The sequence below is a fragment of the Pseudomonas sp. NFX183 genome, from assembly GCF_047943075.1.
GTDB lineage: Bacteria > Pseudomonadota > Gammaproteobacteria > Pseudomonadales > Pseudomonadaceae > Aquipseudomonas.
Window position 1 is genome coordinate 5,139,851 of sequence record NZ_CP181333.1, and the last position, 16,187, is coordinate 5,156,037.

The 16,187-nt window shown below is 61.9% G+C and carries 15 protein-coding genes; 11 read left to right on the forward strand and 4 right to left on the reverse strand.

Annotation, left to right across the window (positions count from 1 at the left end; genetic code table 11):
- Window positions 1-56: 56 nt before the first annotated feature.
- Complete coding sequence (locus ACM530_RS23985) at window positions 57-659, forward strand: tRNA-(ms[2]io[6]A)-hydroxylase (RefSeq protein ID WP_145166050.1); 603 nt, start codon at window positions 57-59, stop codon at window positions 657-659.
- Here ACM530_RS23985 and ACM530_RS23990 read toward each other — a convergent pair.
- On the reverse strand, window positions 615-1,814 hold the full coding sequence (locus ACM530_RS23990; RefSeq protein WP_416363328.1) for an MFS transporter: 1,200 nt from the start codon (window positions 1,812-1,814) through the stop codon (window positions 615-617). The genes ACM530_RS23985 and ACM530_RS23990 overlap by 45 nt on opposite strands.
- 157 nt (window positions 1,815-1,971) lie before the next feature.
- On the opposite strand from ACM530_RS23990, the gene ACM530_RS23995 reads away from it, so the two are divergent.
- Both ACM530_RS23995 and ACM530_RS24000 read left to right on the forward strand, forming a co-directional pair.
- A complete protein-coding gene (locus ACM530_RS23995; protein ID WP_416363329.1) occupies window positions 1,972-2,679 on the forward strand; it encodes a winged helix-turn-helix domain-containing protein in 708 nt (235 codons plus the stop codon).
- Window positions 2,680-3,957 carry an ATP-binding protein gene (locus ACM530_RS24000; protein WP_416363330.1) on the forward strand — a complete coding sequence of 426 codons (1,278 nt, stop codon included), beginning with the start codon at window positions 2,680-2,682 and terminating at the stop codon, window positions 3,955-3,957. It begins immediately after the preceding gene.
- 466 nt (window positions 3,958-4,423) lie between these two features.
- On the opposite strand, the gene ACM530_RS24005 is transcribed toward ACM530_RS24000, so the two are convergent.
- Both ACM530_RS24005 and ACM530_RS24010 read right to left on the reverse strand, forming a co-directional pair.
- A complete protein-coding gene (locus ACM530_RS24005) occupies window positions 4,424-4,912 on the reverse strand; it encodes a GFA family protein (RefSeq protein WP_416363331.1) in 489 nt (162 codons plus the stop codon).
- Window positions 4,913-4,944: 32 nt separating this feature from the next.
- On the reverse strand, window positions 4,945-5,835 hold the full coding sequence (locus ACM530_RS24010) for a LysR family transcriptional regulator (protein WP_145161196.1): 891 nt from the start codon (window positions 5,833-5,835) through the stop codon (window positions 4,945-4,947).
- Between the two features lie 258 nt (window positions 5,836-6,093).
- Here ACM530_RS24010 and ACM530_RS24015 point away from each other — a divergent pair, with 258 nt between their 5' ends.
- The 8 genes from ACM530_RS24015 to dctM all read left to right on the forward strand — a co-directional run bounded on the left by ACM530_RS24015 (window position 6,094) and on the right by dctM (window position 14,813).
- Window positions 6,094-6,912: an FAS1-like dehydratase domain-containing protein gene (locus ACM530_RS24015; protein WP_416363332.1), complete on the forward strand. Its 819-nt coding sequence runs from the start codon at window positions 6,094-6,096 to the stop codon at window positions 6,910-6,912.
- Between the two features lie 28 nt (window positions 6,913-6,940).
- Window positions 6,941-8,104: an acyl-CoA dehydrogenase family protein gene (locus ACM530_RS24020; protein ID WP_416363333.1), complete on the forward strand. Its 1,164-nt coding sequence runs from the start codon at window positions 6,941-6,943 to the stop codon at window positions 8,102-8,104.
- Between the two features lie 10 nt (window positions 8,105-8,114).
- Window positions 8,115-9,464: an MmgE/PrpD family protein gene (locus tag ACM530_RS24025; protein ID WP_416363334.1), complete on the forward strand. Its 1,350-nt coding sequence runs from the start codon at window positions 8,115-8,117 to the stop codon at window positions 9,462-9,464.
- 9 nt (window positions 9,465-9,473) lie between these two features.
- Entirely contained in the window at window positions 9,474-10,667 is a 1,194-nt protein-coding gene (locus tag ACM530_RS24030; protein WP_416363335.1) for a CaiB/BaiF CoA transferase family protein, read from the forward strand.
- Between the two features lie 15 nt (window positions 10,668-10,682).
- Entirely contained in the window at window positions 10,683-11,498 is an 816-nt protein-coding gene (locus ACM530_RS24035; RefSeq protein ID WP_416363336.1) for an HpcH/HpaI aldolase/citrate lyase family protein, read from the forward strand.
- A 241-nt stretch (window positions 11,499-11,739) separates the two neighbouring features.
- A complete protein-coding gene (locus ACM530_RS24040; RefSeq protein ID WP_145161183.1) occupies window positions 11,740-12,723 on the forward strand; it encodes a TRAP transporter substrate-binding protein in 984 nt (327 codons plus the stop codon).
- 177 nt (window positions 12,724-12,900) lie between these two features.
- Window positions 12,901-13,533 carry a TRAP transporter small permease gene (locus ACM530_RS24045; protein ID WP_242198250.1) on the forward strand — a complete coding sequence of 211 codons (633 nt, stop codon included), beginning with the start codon at window positions 12,901-12,903 and terminating at the stop codon, window positions 13,531-13,533.
- Window positions 13,533-14,813 carry a C4-dicarboxylate TRAP transporter large permease protein DctM gene (gene dctM, locus ACM530_RS24050; protein WP_071487261.1) on the forward strand — a complete coding sequence of 427 codons (1,281 nt, stop codon included), beginning with the start codon at window positions 13,533-13,535 and terminating at the stop codon, window positions 14,811-14,813. The genes ACM530_RS24045 and dctM overlap by 1 nt, the downstream gene beginning before the upstream one ends.
- 132 nt (window positions 14,814-14,945) lie before the next feature.
- Here the strand turns inward: dctM and ampC are convergent, their stop codons facing one another.
- The gene (gene ampC, locus ACM530_RS24055; RefSeq protein ID WP_416363337.1) at window positions 14,946-16,100 is read right to left on the reverse strand and encodes a class C beta-lactamase; all 1,155 of its coding nucleotides are present in this window, start codon (window positions 16,098-16,100) and stop codon (window positions 14,946-14,948) included.
- Window positions 16,101-16,187 lie beyond the last annotated feature (87 nt).

Consider the following 16,187-nt stretch of genomic DNA (forward strand, 5'->3'; position numbering starts at 1 on the left):
TGCGGCGGGGTCGGTATAATCGGCGCCCTTTTGTGATCTATTTGCCCGTGAGCCCGATGAACCTGCCCGAAATCCACGAATTCCTCGGCTGCCGCACCCCCGACGCCTGGGTCCAGGCTGCCTTGGCCGATCAGGCAACCCTGCTGATCGACCACAAGAACTGCGAATTCAAAGCCGCCAGCACCGCCTTGAGCCTGATTGCCAAGTACCACGCGCATGTTGACCTGATCAATATGATGTCGCGCTTGGCGCGCGAAGAACTGGTGCACCACGAGCAAGTCATGCGCCTGATCAAAAAGCGCAAAGTCGAGCTGCGCCAACTGCACGCCGGCCGTTATGCCTCGGGTTTGCGCAAAGTGGTGCGCAGCCATGAACCGGTCAAACTGGTGGACACCCTGGTGGTCGGCGCCTTCATTGAAGCGCGCAGTTGCGAGCGTTTCGAAGCACTGGTGCCGCATTTGGACGAAGAACTCGGCAAGTTCTATTTCGGTTTGCTCAAAAGCGAGGCGCGGCACTTCCAGGGTTATTTGAAACTGGCCTACCAGTACGGCGACGCCAAAGACATCGCCCAGGTGATCGAGCGGGTCAGGGCGACCGAGCAGGCGCTGATCGAATCACCCGACATCGAGTTCCGCTTTCACAGTGGCGTGCCAGCCTGAGGCGACGGCCACGCCCAGCAGTGCGGTGATCCCGGTCAGCAGCAGGATCACCGTTTGTGTGCCCAGCGGCGCCGCCAGCACGCCAATCAACAAACCCGCCAACGGCTGCGACAGGTTGTTGAGCAGCGTGATCACGCCCACGGTTTTGCCAAAATCCTGTACCGGAATCACGCGCTGACGGGTGCTGCGCAGGTACAGGTTAAACATCTTGTCGAAGCCGGTGATCAGCAGGAACCCAAAGGTGTAGGCCCATACGCTGGGGCTGATGGCCGTGATCAGTGCGCCCACGCCGATCATCGAATACGACAGGCCGCCCAGCACTTTCAACGGCAAGGTTGCGCGCGCCAGGTAAAACAGAATCCCGATCGTCACCACCGCGCCCGCAGCTTGCAGCAGGGCGTAAGTATCCTTGCCGGCGCCGTAGTGGCCGGTGACCATCGCCGCCGACGTGGCCAGCGTCACGCCAATAATCAGGTTCACGCCCACCGCCAGGGTGATGATCCGCTTCAATTCGGCGAGCGTGCGGATATGCCCGAAGGCAATGCGCAGCGGTTGCAGCCAGATGTCCCGGTGCTGCTCGAAGGTTGGCAGGCTCACCGCGCTGGTGTGCTGCCACAGCAGCATGGCCAGGTCCGCCAGCACAAACAGCCCGGCAACCCCCAGCACCACCCAATGCCAGGCCCATACTTCAAGCATCAGCGCCGCCAGCAGCGGGCCGAGCACCAGGCCACTCTGGTCGGCGATTTGTGAATAGGAAAGGGTCTTGGCGTAGGTGTACTGCTTGAAAATATGCGGCATCAACACTTCACGCGCCATGATGCCCTGGGTGGTCAGCACGCCGCACAGCGCCGAGAGCATGACGATCCAGTAAATGCCGTCGAACACGCTGTACAAGGCTACGGCCACTACGCAGGCCAGCGCCCGGTAAACCTGGCTGATATGCAGGATGCGCACTGGTGAAATCTTGTCGCACACCGCGCCACACACCGGGAAGGCCAGGTAACGCGGCAGCGACTCGACAAAAAACGCCAGGCCGGCCCAGGACACACTCTGGGTGGTCTGGAACACGATCAGTGGCACGATAAACAACAGAATCTGGTCCGCCAGCCGCGACAGAAACAGCGAAACAAAGAACGCCAGGTAATCCTTGCGCATACAACTCCCTGTGAATGGCGTTAAAGATTGCAGGCTATTTGTTAAAAACTCTTAAAAGCATGAAGCTTGGTCGGCCACTGATGGCCAGCGGCTTCTGTTGAGCAGCTTGCCACCTATAATGCCCGCACTTCAATCCGCGCAGCCACACTGAGAATTTATGGAAAACCTGGGTCTGAGCAAGGTCTTGCTCGTTGAGGACGATGAAAAGCTGGCAGGGCTGATCGCGCACTTCCTGTCGCAGCACGGTTTCGAGGTGCATGTGGTGCACCGCGGTGATGAAGCCCTGGCCGCGTTTCTCGACTTCAAGCCGAAAATCGTCGTGCTCGACCTGATGCTGCCCGGCCAGAGCGGCCTGCACGTGTGTCGCGGGATTCGTAACCTGTCCGACACGCCCATCGTGATCCTGACCGCCAAGGAAGACGACCTGGACCATATCCTCGGCCTTGAGTCCGGTGCCGACGACTACGTCATCAAACCCATAAAACCTCCGGTGCTGCTGGCGCGATTGCGTGCGCTGCAACGTCGCCAGGTGCCCGAACCCACCGTGCGCGGCTCGCTGGAGTTTGGCCGGCTGGCGATTGACCGCAGTTGCCGGGTGGTCAGCCTGGCCGGTGAAAAGATCGACCTCACCACCATGGAATTCGAACTGCTTTGGCTGCTGGCCAGCAGCGCGGGCAAGATCCTCTCGCGCGACGACATTCTTAACCGCATGCGCGGCATTGCCTTCGATGGTCTGAACCGCAGCGTCGACGTGTACATCAGCAAACTGCGCAGCAAACTCAATGACAACCCGCGTGAGCCGGTGTGCATCAAGACCATCTGGGGCAAGGGCTATCTGTTCAATCCATTTGCGTGGGAGGTTTAGATGCTGCGGCTGTTTCTGCGCCTGTATGTGATCCTGGCGCTGGGGTTGGCGGGCGCGATCTGGCTGGTCAACTACACCTTCGACGAGTTACTGCCCGAGGCCAACGAAACCTATAACCGCGAGGCGCTGCGCGGTCCGGCCTATGGCCTGGTGGAGCAGTTGCGGCCCTTGCAAGGCGAGGCCCGGCAGGCGCGCCTGGCCGAACTGCAGCCTCATTATGGTTTGCGCCTCAAACTGGTGCAGAGCGACACCCAGGCGCTGACCGAGCGCGAACAGCAGCTGTTGGCCGACGGCTTGCTGGTGGTGCGCGGGGATTTCATGGAGTTCCTGACCAATATCGACGGCGGGCCGCAACTGCTGGAAATCAAACTGCCGGAAGAGCCCAAGTGGCTGTACCTGTGGGCCTATGGTTTTCTCGGCTTGTGCCTGGCCATCGTCCTGTATTTCTGGGTTCGCCCGCACTGGCGCGACCTGGAGCATATCCGGCTGGCCGCGCAACGCTTTGGCGACAACGACCTGGCGTCGCGCATCCTGCTGCCGCGCCGTTCCACCGTGCGTGAGCTGGCCGGGCACTTCAACCAGATGGCCGAACGCATCGAAAGCCTGATCGCCAACCAGCGCGAACTGACCAACGCCGTTTCCCACGAACTGCGCACACCGATTGCGCGCTTGTCGTTCGAGCTTGATCAACTCAGGCAGCAGGCCGACCCGCGCCAGAGCCGTGAACTGATCGCCGACATGTACGCCGACCTGGGCGAACTGGAGGAAATGGTTTCCGAACTGTTGACCTACGCCAGCCTGGAGCGCGGCGCCACCCAGGTTACCCGTGAAAACATCGAGGCCCACAGTTGGCTCGACAGCGTGATCGGCAGCGTAGCCCTGGAGGCTGAAGCGGCGGGTGTGCAGCTGTCGCTGCGTACTTGTGAGGTCGACTTTATCCAAATCGAACCGCGCTTTATGGCGCGCGCCGTGATCAATCTGCTGCGCAACGCCATTCGCTACGCCGAGCGCCGTGTTGAAGTGTCGTTGATCAGTTTTGGCAGCGGTTACGAAGTGCGCGTCAATGACGACGGCCCGGGTGTGCCGATGGAAGGGCGGGCAAAGATCTTCGAACCCTTCCTGCGCCTCGACGCCAGCCGCGACCGCCGCACAGGCGGCTTCGGCCTGGGCCTGGCCTTGGTAAAACGGGTCAGCCAGTGGCATGGCGGCCAAGTGGAAGTGCTGGATTCGGAGTGGGGCGGAGCGTCGTTTCGAATGACCTGGGCGTATGCCGAGTAAGGCTTGGCGTGGATTCAGCAATGCCCATGTGGGAGAGGCCTTGCCAGCTCCCACAAGTTCACCGCGTTCAGCTGCCATCACCGCACGGCTTTGCTTTTCTGTGGGAGCTGGCTTGCCTGCGATGCAGGCACCTCGGTGTATCAGGTACACCGGGTTGATGCCATCGCAGGCAAGCCAGCTCCCACATTTGACCGAGTATAAACGAGCAGCACACCCATCTACCTGATGCACAGAGATCCAACTGTGGGAGCGGGCTTGCTCGCGAAGGCGGTGGTTCAGTCAGCTCATGTGTCACTGACATACCGCTTTCGCGAGCAAGCCCGCTCCCACAATTTGACCGAGTTCAGCTCCCACCTTTGACCGAGTACAAACGAGCAGCACACCTATCTACCTGATGCACTTCGAATGCTAGGGCTGCGCGGGCCAACAATCTTTGGGCGCTTTGTTGGGAAACGGTTAAAGACTGTTAACGGGTCAACCCGAGGCGCTCATGCCATTGGGCGATGGATTCTTCGGGGTATTCGTCGAACTGCAGGTCGCCTTTGCGCACGCTGACTTCAACCCAGGGCGCCCTGGAGCCGAGCATCAAGTGCGTGTGTTCCGGCGGCACCGGCAACGGCGTGTCGATGGCTGAAGCGAACGGATGAATCAGCTCCGGCCACTGCGGGCTGAACAGCCACAGTGCGCTGCCGCATTGCGAGCAGAAATGCCGTTCGGCGGTGCTCGCATGTGCACGGCTGGCGCCCCCGGGCTTGAGCCTGGCGTGGTAGATCGAAATCTGTTTGCGCCCCTGAACCTTCAGGCTTTGCGTATCACCGGCAAGGTTGATCGCATAACCGCCGCCGCCTTGGGTTTTGCGGCAGATCGAGCAGTAGCAACGCTGGTAGGGGTACGGGTGCTGGCTGGTCAGACTGAACGTCACGGCGCCGCAATGGCAGGACCCTTCGAGTTGCATGGCAGTCTCCTCTGGCAAGGTGAATGTTCAGCTTAGGCGCTTTGCGGCATCAAGGTAGCAATCAGCGCCCGAATGGTGCCCGGCAGTGCTTCCAGTTCACGCACCAGAATACTGCGCTCGCGAATGGCCCAGGGTTCATCCAGTTTGACCGCCACCAACTGCATGGTCCGGCTGTGCCGCACGGCGGCAGACTCGGGAATGATGCCGATGCCCACGCCAGCCTCGACCATCCGGCAGATCGCCTCAAAGCTCGACACCTGGATACGCAGCGACAAATGCTTGCCGAGCCGTTCCACGTGCTCGCGCAAAAAGGTTAACAGCGTGCTGCCTTCGTGCAGGCCGATATGTTGGTAGGCAAGGGTTTGTTCTAGCGTCACTGAAGGCTGGTCAGCCAACGGATGACCCACGGGCACCATCAGCACCAGTTCATCGGTGCTGAAATGCAGCACCTGCAAACCTGCCGCTTCAACCGGCCCGGCGATGATGCCCATGTCGCTGGTGCCATCGAGCACACCGCGCACGATATCGCGCGACAGGCGCTCTTGCAGGTCGACGGTCACGCCGGGGCGCTGGGACAGAAAGCCCGCCAGCACCTCCGGCAGAAACTCGGTGACCGCCGTGGTGTTAGCGAAGATGCGGATATGCCCGGCCGAATCCACGCCGTATTGGGTGAACTCGCTCTTGAGGTAATCCACCTGGCGCATGATCAGCCGCGCATGGTGCAGCAAGCGTTCGCCCGCCGGGGTGATCTCCACGCCCCGACTGTCGCGGTACAGCAGGCGCGTGTCGAGCTGGCCTTCCAGCGCCTTGATCCGCGCACTGGCGGCAGCGGGCGAGAGAAACGCGCGTTTCGCGCCTTGGGTCAGGCTGGGGGATTCGGCGATATGGATAAACAGGCGCAGGTCGGCGAGATCGAAGTGCATGCAGAACACCTATTCGGCAACGGTGAAGATCAATTGTGGGAGCTGGCTTGCCTGCGATGGCGGTGGATCGGGCAATGCATGTGCAACCTGATACATCGCCATCGCAGGCAAGCCAGCTCCCACAGGGATAGGGGGTGTGCATCAAATTGTCGGCGTTCAGCATAACCGAACGCTGGTTTATTGAAATGCAAATTCTCAGAACGGGCAGGCGCTTGCATGATCCGGTGCAGACCACCACTGCCAGAGGATGTGTACCCGATGAGCGCCACCGATTGGATCGGCCGAAGTGAAACCGCCCACGACCACCTGAGCCATAACCTGCTCAAGCGTATTGCCGCGACCTTCGGCGAAGCGGTGCCCCAGGATGGCGAGGCCGTTCCACCGTTGTGGCAGTGGTGTTTTTTTCAAGACCCGTTGCCCGAATCGGCCCTGGGCACCGACGGCCACCCGGCGCGTGGCGGCTTCCTGCCGCCGGCGGACAACCGCAATCGCATGTGGGCCGGTGGGCGCATCGAGTTCCTGCACGCCTTGCGCGCCGGTGAGGCGGCCACCCGCGAATCAACCATCACTCAGGTCGAAGAAAAGACCGGCCGCACCGGTTCGCTGCTGTTTGTCACCGTGCGCCATGACTATTCCCAGGGCGGTCGCCTGGCGATTCGCGAAGAACAGGACATTGTCTACCGCGAACCCACGCCACCCAAGCAGGGCAGCGGCGAGGCACTGGCCCAGGGTGAATGGCAGGAGACCGTCGACCCCACGCCAACCCTGCTGTTTCGCTACAGCGCCGTGACCTTCAACGGCCACCGCATCCATTACGACTACCCCTACGTCACCGGCACCGAAGGCTACTCGGGCCTGGTGGTGCATGGGCCGTTGATCGCCACCTTGAGCCTGCGCGCGTTTTGCCGCGCCCATCCGCAAGCCAGCCTGCGCCGGTTGGCCTATCGCGGCGTGCGCCCGTTGATCGCGCCGCAGCCGTTTGCGCTGAGCGGGCGCGTGACGGCACCCGGCGTGGCGCAGTTGTGGGCCGGCAATGCCGAGGGCGTGGCGCAAACAGCCGAACTGCATTTCGAATAACACCAGAACAACAGGCGGAGAGCCGTTAATGAACCCCAATGACAACGAAGAACTCAATGCCATCCGCGAAGGCGTGCGCGCCCTGTGCGCCGAATTCGATGCCGCTTACTGGCGCAAGGTCGACGAACAAAAAGGCTTCCCCGAAGCCTTCGTCAAAGCCCTGACCGACGCCGGCTGGCTGTCGGCGATGATCCCGGAAGAATACGGCGGCTCCGGCCTGGGCCTGGCCGAAGCCTCGGTTATTCTTGAGGAAGTGAACCGCTGTGGCGGCAATTCCGGCACCGTTCACGGCCAGATGTACAACATGTTCACCTTGCTGCGCCATGGCAGCGACGCGCAGAAAAGCTTCTACCTGCCCAAGCTCGCCAGCGGCGAACTGCGTCTGCAATCGATGGGTGTCACCGAGCCCACCACCGGCACCGACACCACCAAGATCAAGACCACTGCGATTCAGCGCGGCGACAAATACGTGATCAATGGCCAGAAAGTCTGGATCTCACGCGTGCAGCATTCCGACCTGATGATCCTGCTGGCGCGCACCACGCCACTGACCGAGGTGAAGAAAAAGTCCGAGGGCATGTCGATCTTCCTGGTGGACCTGCGCGAAGCCATCGGCAACGGCCTGACCGTGCAGCCCATCGCCAACATGGTCAACCACGAAACCAACGAGCTGTTCTTCGACAACCTGGAGCTGCCCAAGGGCAGCCTGATCGGCGAGGAGGGCAAGGGCTTCAAATACATCCTCGACGGCCTGAATGCCGAGCGCACGCTGATTGCCGCCGAATGCATCGGCGACGGCCGCTGGTTTATCGAGAAGGCCAGCGCTTATGCCCGCGACCGCGTGGTATTTGGCCGACCTATCGGGCAGAACCAGGGCGTGCAGTTCCCGATTGCCGAAGCGCACATCGAGATCGAAGCGGCAGACCTGATGCGCTGGCGCGCGTGCGCGGAGTACGACAGCGGCCAGAATGCCGGGGCCAGCGCCAACATGGCCAAGTACCTGGCAGCCAAGGCATCGTGGGAAGCGGCCAACGCCTGCCTGCAAACCCACGGCGGTTTCGGGTTTGCCTGCGAGTACGACGTGGAGCGCAAATTCCGCGAAACCCGCCTGTACCAGGTGGCGCCGATCTCCACCAACCTGATCCTGTCCTACGTGGCCGAGCATTTGCTCGAACTGCCACGCAGCTTCTGAGGGCCTGACCATGAGCCATACCCAAGCCCTGTGTCGGTTCCTCGCCGAGTTGAACTACGAACAGTTGCCCGACAACGTGCTGGCGCGCACCGAAGACCTGTATCTGGATTGGCTCGCCTCTGCGTTGGCGAGCAAGGGCGCGCACCCGATTTCTTTGTTCGAGCGCTATGCGCACAAGATGGGCCCGAGCAGCGGCCCGGCGCAGATCATCGTCAGTGGCGCCAGCAGCAGCGCGTATTTCGCCGCGCTGGTCAACGGCGCCGCGTCCCATCTGGTGGAGCAGGATGACCTGCACAACAGCTCGGTGCTGCACCCGGCCACCGTGGTGTTTCCGGCTGCCTTGGCCGCCGCGCAAGACCTCGGCAAATCCGGCCGCGAGTTACTGCTGGCGTCGGTGGCCGGTTATGAAGCCGGGATTCGCATCGGCGAATTCATGGGGCGTTCTCATTACCGCATCTTCCACACCACGGCGACTGTCGGCACCCTGGCCGCGGCCGTTGCGGTGGGCAAGCTGCTGGATTTCAACGAAGAACAATTCATCAACCTGCTCGGCAGCGCCGGCACTCAGGCCGCCGGCCTTTGGGAGTTCCTGCGCGATGCCGCCGACTCCAAGCAACTGCACACCGCCAAGGCTGCCGCCGATGGCTTGCTCGCCGCGTACCTGACCGCAGACGGCCTGACCGGCGCGCGCAATATTCTTGAAGGCGACCAAGGGTTGGCGGCGGGCATGTCCAGTGATGCGCAGCCGAGCAAATTGTCGGCTGACCTGGGCACGCGCTGGGCGCTGCTGGAAACCTCGTTCAAGTTTCACGCCTCGTGCCGCCACACCCATCCTGCCGCCGATGCGCTGTTGGACTTGATGCAGCGCGAAGGGCTGGGGGCTGAGCAGATCGCCCGCGTGCAAACCCGTGTGCACCAGGGCGCCATCGATGTTCTGGGCCGCGTGGCAGTGCCCGCGACCGTGCACCAGGCCAAGTTTTCCATGGGCACGGTGCTCGGCCTGATCGCCGTGCATGGCAAGGCCGGGCTCACCGAGTTTCACCAACTGGCGCTGACCGATCCTGCCGTTGCGAGCTTTCGCGACAAGGTCAGCATGACGCTGGACCCTGAAGTGGACGACGCCTACCCGCAACGCTGGCTGGGCCGCGTCACCGTCACCACGGTCGACGGGCGCACGCTGCACGGCGCCATCGATGAGCCCAAGGGCGACCCGGGCAACACCTTGAGCCGTGAGGCGCTGGCGGACAAGTTTCAGCGCCTGACCCACTTCAGCGGCGCCCGCACGCCGGCCCAGGCGGATGCACTGATCGACAAGGCCTGGAACCTGCGTAACGCCGCGTCCATGGCCCACTGGCTTTGAGGATTTGTGATGAATAATCAACGACCGCTGGACGGCATCACTGTCGTCAGCCTGGAACACGCGATTGCCGCGCCATTCTGCACGCGGCAACTGGCCGATTTGGGCGCCCGCGTCATCAAGATCGAACGCCCTGGCGCCGGTGATTTTGCCCGCGGCTACGACGAGCGCGTGCGCGGCCTGGCCTCGCATTTCGTGTGGACCAACCGCTCCAAGGAAAGCCTGACCCTGGACCTCAAGCAGGACGAGGCGGGCGCCATCCTCGACACCCTGCTGGCCGACGCCGATGTACTGGTGCAGAACCTCGCACCCGGCGCGGCGGCGCGCATGGGCTTGTCGTTTGAAGCGCTGCACGCGCGTTTCCCACGGCTGATCGTCTGCGATATTTCCGGCTATGGCGAAGGCGGGCCTTACGAGAAGAAAAAGGCCTATGACTTGCTGATCCAGAGCGAGGGCGGCTTTCTATCGGTGACCGGCGGCCCCGGTGACGACCAGATGGCCAAGGCCGGTTGCTCCATCGCCGATATCTCTGCGGGCATGTACGCCTACAGCGGCATCCTCTCGGCGCTGCTGCTGCGCGGCAAAACGGGCAAGGGCAGCCGCATCGATGTGAGCATGCTGGAAAGCCTGGTGGAGTGGATGGGCTACCCGATGTATTACGCGTTCGACGGCGCGCCGCAACCCCCGCGCGCCGGGGCGGCGCACTCGACGATTTACCCGTATGGGCCGTTTCCCACCGGCGACGGCGGCACGGTAATGCTTGGTTTGCAGAACGAACGCGAATGGGCGGCGTTCTGCGACAAGGTGCTGCTCACGCCGCAATTGGCCACCGATGAGCGTTTCTCGGCCAACTTCAAGCGTTCGGCCAACCGTGAAGTGCTGCGCCAGATCATTGTCGATAGCTTTGCGCAGCTGGACGCCGAGGCGGTGATCCAGCGTTTGGAAGACGCGCAGATTGCCAGTGCGCGTGTCAACGACATGCAGGGCGTGTGGGACCATCCCCAGCTCAAGGCGCGCGACAGCTGGCGTGAAGTCCAGAGCCCGGCCGGGCCGTTGCCGTCGCTGCTGCCACCGGCGCGTAATGCCGCGTTCACGCCGCGAATGGACGCTGTGCCGGCACTCGGGCAGCACAGCCAGAGCATCCTTGATCAGCTCGGCTATTCGGGTGAAGCCATCGACACTCTGCGTGCGCGCGGCGTTATCTAATAAGGAATTCAAGTGATGCCAAAGCCTTTGGTTCGTTCGGCCTTGTTTGTGCCCGGCAGTCGCCCGGAGCGGTTTGCCAAAGCGTTGGCCAGTGGCGCCGATGCGGTGATTGTCGATTTTGAAGACGCGGTCGAAGAGCCGCTCAAACGCCAGGCGCGGGATAATCTTGGGGCGTTTCTGCAAGGCCATCCCGAGGCGCAGGTGTGGGTGCGTATCAACGCGCCGGAGCATGCCGAGCATTTCGAAGACGTGGCGTTCTGCAAAGCCCATGCAAATGTGGCAGGCGTGCTATTGCCCAAAGTCGAGAGCGCGGCGCAGGTGGCGGTGGTGGCGGCCACCGGCAAAATGATCTGGCCGATTATCGAAAGTGCGCGGGGTTTGTTGGCGGTGGCTGAAATCGCTCGGGCGCCGCAGGTGGAGCGCCTGTCGTTCGGGGGCCTGGACCTGGCGCTGGACTTGAACCTGAGCAGCCATTCCGCGGCCGCGCAGTTCGCCCTCGACCAGGCACGCCTGGCGTTGATCGTGCATTCGCGTGCAGCAGGGCTGGTCGCGCCGCTGGATGGCGTGCACCCGGCTATCGATGACCCTGAAGGTTTACGGCGTTCGATCCGGCACGCCTACGAGATGGGCTTTGCCGGCGCGCTGTGTATTCATCCCAGGCAGGTGGCGGTGATCCATGAGGCCCTGGCGCCGAGCGCCGATGATTTGGCCTGGGCCAAACGCGTGGTGGATGCCGGCGCACACGGGGCAGGGGCCTATCAGATTGATGGGCAGATGGTGGATGCGCCGGTGCTGCTGCGCGCGCAGAGGTTGCTGGCGGCCAAGATATAGCTGACGAAACCGAATCAAAAACTGTGGGAGCTGGCTTGCCTGCGATTGCGGTGGTTCAGCTAATAAATCCACTGCCTGACACACCGCTATCGCAGGCAAGCCAGCTCCCACACTTGATCTTTATTGTTCTGAAGATTGGCGTTCGTCCTAGCCGAACGCAGGTATCTAAAATTCGAAATTCACTACACACGTGACATCAGGCACCTTGCCCTACAACACAACAATAAGAAGGTGATTGTCCATGCTCAAGCTTTCTCGGGCGCTGCTGTGCGCCGCCACGTTGTTTGCCGCGGGCCTGGCCCAGGCGGCGGACCCGATTGTGATCAAGTTCGCCCACGTGGTCGCCGAAAACACCCCCAAAGGCCAGGGCGCGCTGCTGTTCAAGAAGCTCGCCGAAGAGCGCCTGCCGGGCCGCGTCAAGGTTGAGGTGTACCCCAACTCGTCGCTGTTCGGCGATGGCAAGGAGATGGAAGCGCTGCTGCTGGGCGATGTGCAGATGCTGGCGCCGTCCCTGGCCAAGTTCGAGCAGTACACCAAGCAAGTGCAGATATACGACCTGCCGTTTTTGTTCAACGACCTGGCCGCCGTCGACCGCTTCCAGGCCGCGCAGGGCAAAGCCCTGCTGACCTCGATGCAAGACAAAAACATCCTCGGCCTGGCGTATTGGCACAACGGCCTCAAGCAACTCTCCTCCAACAAAGCCCTGCACGAACCCAAGGACGCCCGTGGACTGAAGTTCCGTGTGCAAGCCTCCAGCGTGCTTGAGGAGCAGTTCAAGGCGATCCGCGCCAACCCGCGCAAGATGAGCTTTGCCGAGGTCTACCAAGGCCTGCAGACCGGCACTGTGAATGGCACCGAGAACACCTGGTCGAACTATGAAAGCCAAAAGGTCAACGAGGTGCAGAAGTACTTCACCGAGTCCAACCACGGCCTGATCGACTACATGGTGATCACCAACGCCACGTTCTGGAACGGCCTGCCGCCGGACATCCGCACCACCCTGGACCAGATCATGCTCGAGGTCACTGTGGAGGTGAACAAGCAGGCCGAGGCGCTGAACCAGTCGGCCAAGCAGAAGATCATCGACGCCAAGACCAGCGAAATCATCGAACTGACCCCCGAGCAACGCCAGCTCTGGCGCGAAGCCATGCGCCCGGTGTGGCAGAAGTTTGAAGGCGAGATTGGCGCCGACCTGATCAAGGCGGCGGACGCGTCCAACCAGTAGTTGGGCGAGCACCCGGACTCACGGTGCAAAGGGCTTTATGTGGGAGCTGGCTTGCCTGCGATGCAGGCAACTCGGTGTATCTGAAAAACCGAGCTGCTCCTATCGCGGGCAAGCCCGGCTCTCACAGGTTGAGCCGATTTCCACCCCGACATCATTCCCGCTTCGCGAGGTTTTGCCATGCAAACGCTAAGGCGCGTCTGGGAGCACCTGGAGGAAGGTTTTATCGCCTTCCTGCTGGCCGCCATGACCCTGGTGACATTTGTCTACGTCATGCTCAACAACATCTACACGCTGTTCTTTTCCCTGGCGGACAAGTGGGCGTGGAGCAGCAACTTCTTCAACGCCCTGGGCGACCACACCATGACCTGGGCCCAGGACATGACCTGGAGCGTGGCGCTGACCAAGGCCATGTTCGGCTGGCTGATTTTCTTCGGCATCTCCTACGGTGTGCGCACCGCCGGCCACCTTGGCGTGGACGCGCTGGTCAAGCTGACCAGGCGCCCGGTGCAACGCTTGCTCGGCATGCTCGCGTGCCTGTGCTGCCTGGCCTACGCGGGGCTGTTCATGGTCGCCAGCTACAAGTGGGTGAGCGCGGTAATGACCGCCCATATTGGCGCCGAAGACCTCGACCAATATGGCGTGGACGTCGGCGACATCGTGATCATCGTGCCCATCGGTTTTGCCCTGGTGTTTATCCGCTACCTGGAAATTTTCTACCGCATCTTTACCCACCGTCAGGTCGGGTTGGGCCTGGCCGACGAGGCCGGCGAGGCCAGCAAGTTGGCCGGCAGCCATGAGGAGCGTCACTGATGGCCGTGCTCTGTCTGTTTTTGCTGCTGTTCGTGTTCATGTTCCTCGGCGTGCCGATCGCGATTTCCCTCGGGCTGTCCGGCGCGGTGTCGATCCTGATGTTCAGCCAGGACTCGGTGAGTTCGCTGGCGATCAAACTGTTTGAAACCTCCGACGCCTACACCTTTCTGGCGATTCCGTTCTTCCTGTTGTCCGGTGCGTTCATGACAACCGGCGGCGTGGCGCAGCGTTTGATCGACTTTGCCAACGCCTGTGTCGGCCACATCCGCGGCGGCCTGGCGATTGCGGCGGTGTTGGCGTGCATGCTGTTTGCCGCGCTGTCGGGCTCATCGCCGGCGACGGTGGCAGCGGTGGGTTCGATTGCCGTGGCGGGCATGGTGCGCTCCGGTTACCCGAAGGAATTCGGCGCGGGGATCATCTGCAATGCCGGCACCCTGGGCATTCTGATTCCGCCCTCGATTGTGATGGTGGTGTACTCGGCGGCCACCGAAACCTCGGTGGGCAAGCTGTTTATGGCCGGTGTCATTCCGGGCTTGCTGCTGGGCTTGATGTTGATGGTCGCGATCTACATCGTTGCGCGCATCAAAAAACTGCCGGCTCAACCGCGTGCGACCTTTCGTGAGTGGCTGACCTGCGCGCGCCGCGCATTCTGGGGCTTGCTGTTGCTGGTGATCATCCTCGGCGGCATCTACAGCGGCATGTTCACCCCGACGGAGGCCGCGGCGGTGGCGGCGGTGTACTCGGCGTTCGTGGCGTTGTTCATCTACAAGGACATGAAATTTCGCGACTGCCCCAAGGTGTTGCTGGAGTCGGGGCGCCTGGCGATCATGCTGATGTTTATCATCGCCAACGCCATGCTGTTCGCCCACGTGCTGACCACCGAGCAGATCCCGCAGGAAATCACGGCCTGGGTGATCTCTGAAGGCCTCACGCCGATCGGCTTTCTGATCATGGTCAATATTGTGTTGCTGGTGGCGGGCAGCTTTATGGAGCCCTCGGCCATCGTGTTGATCCTGGCGCCGATCTTCTTCCCGATTGCCATGAAGTTGGGCATCGACCCGATTCACCTGGGGATCGTGATGGTGGTGAATATGGAAATCGGCCTGGTGCACCCACCCGTGGGATTGAACCTGTTCGTGACCTCGGCGGTGACCGGCCTGACCCTGGGGCAGACCATCCGCGCGGCGTTGCCGTGGCTGATGATCCTGCTGGTGTTCCTGATTATGGTGACTTACCTGCCGTTCATTTCGCTGGCGTTGCCGCACTGGCTGGGGATGTAACACTCAACAACACAGTAATACTTTGTGGGAGCCGGGCTTGCCCGCGATGAGGGCGTGCCAGACGCTGCATATGGCGACTGACACACCGCTATCGCGGGCAAGCCCGCTCCCACAGTTGATGTGTGCGAGGCTTTAGTGATCCATCGCGCTCAAGATCGCGTGCGCCACCTTGACCCGTTCAGCGTTGGGGTAATTCTTGTTCGCCAGCATCACCACGCCCATGTCCTTGCTCGGCACGTACACCACGTACGCCCCGAAACCGCCAGTCGAGCCGGTTTTGTTGTACAGCACATTGGCCGGTTGCGGCTGTGCGGGCGACAGCCAGTTGACCTTGTGCGGCTCCATTGCCATAGGCGTGGAGTTGCCCTCCAGCAAGTCTTGCAGCGTGACCGGGTAAGGGTAGCGCTCCCAGCCCAGGCCCTGGGTCATGCCGTTCACGGTGTAGTAGCCCGCGTGGGTGGTGGCAATCGCCTGTTGCAGCGGCTTTTCCAGGGTTTGCGGGTGCAGGTTGACCATCACGTAGTGAGCCAGGTCGTGGGCGCTGGTCTTGATGCCGTAGGCTTCGCTGTCCAGCGCGCCGGGGCTGACGCGTACGGGCTTCTGGTTGTTGTCGTAGCCTTGGGCGTACAGCGCGGATTTGTCCGCGGGCACGCTGACGTGGGTGTTGGTCAAGCCCAGCTTGGGCAGCAGGGTTTTTTCCATGGCCACGTTGAACGGCTGGCCCAGGCTTTGCGCCGCCAGATAGCCGAACAACCCGATGCTCGGGTTTGAATACAGGCGTTGTGCGCCCGGTGTGTAAGTCGGTTTCCAGTGCTGGAAGTAGCCGAGCATGGTCTCGGCGCTGTCGGCCGCGTCCGGGAATTGCAGGGGCAGGCCGCCGGCGGTGTAGGTTGCCAGCTGCAGCAGGCTGATCTTGTCGAAGGCGCTGCCGGCCAATGCGGGCAAGTGCTGGCTGGCGGTGTCCGAGAGCTTGAGCTTGCCGGTCGCCTGGGCGTAACCGCCGAGGGTGGCGGTGAAGGTTTTACTCACCGAGCCGACTTCAAACAGGGTGTTTTCGCTGACCGGCTGCTGGGTCTCTTTTGAGGCCGTGCCGTAGTTAAAGTATTGCACCTTGCCGTTCTGGACCACGGCGACCGCCAGGCCCGGAATGGCCTGTTGTTGCATCAACGGTTTTACGCGGGCGTCTACCACGGCCTGCAGGTCAGTTGCCGCAACGCAGTTGCCGGCAGCGATGAATACGGCCAGGGCGGTTAGTTTACGCACTCCAAACAGAGAAAGTTGGGGCATGATGTCGCTTCCATGAGGTGATCGATTAAATAGAAAGCCTGCGCAGGCGGGGCAAATGTAGGCAGTTTGCCGGCCGCGATCAAACGA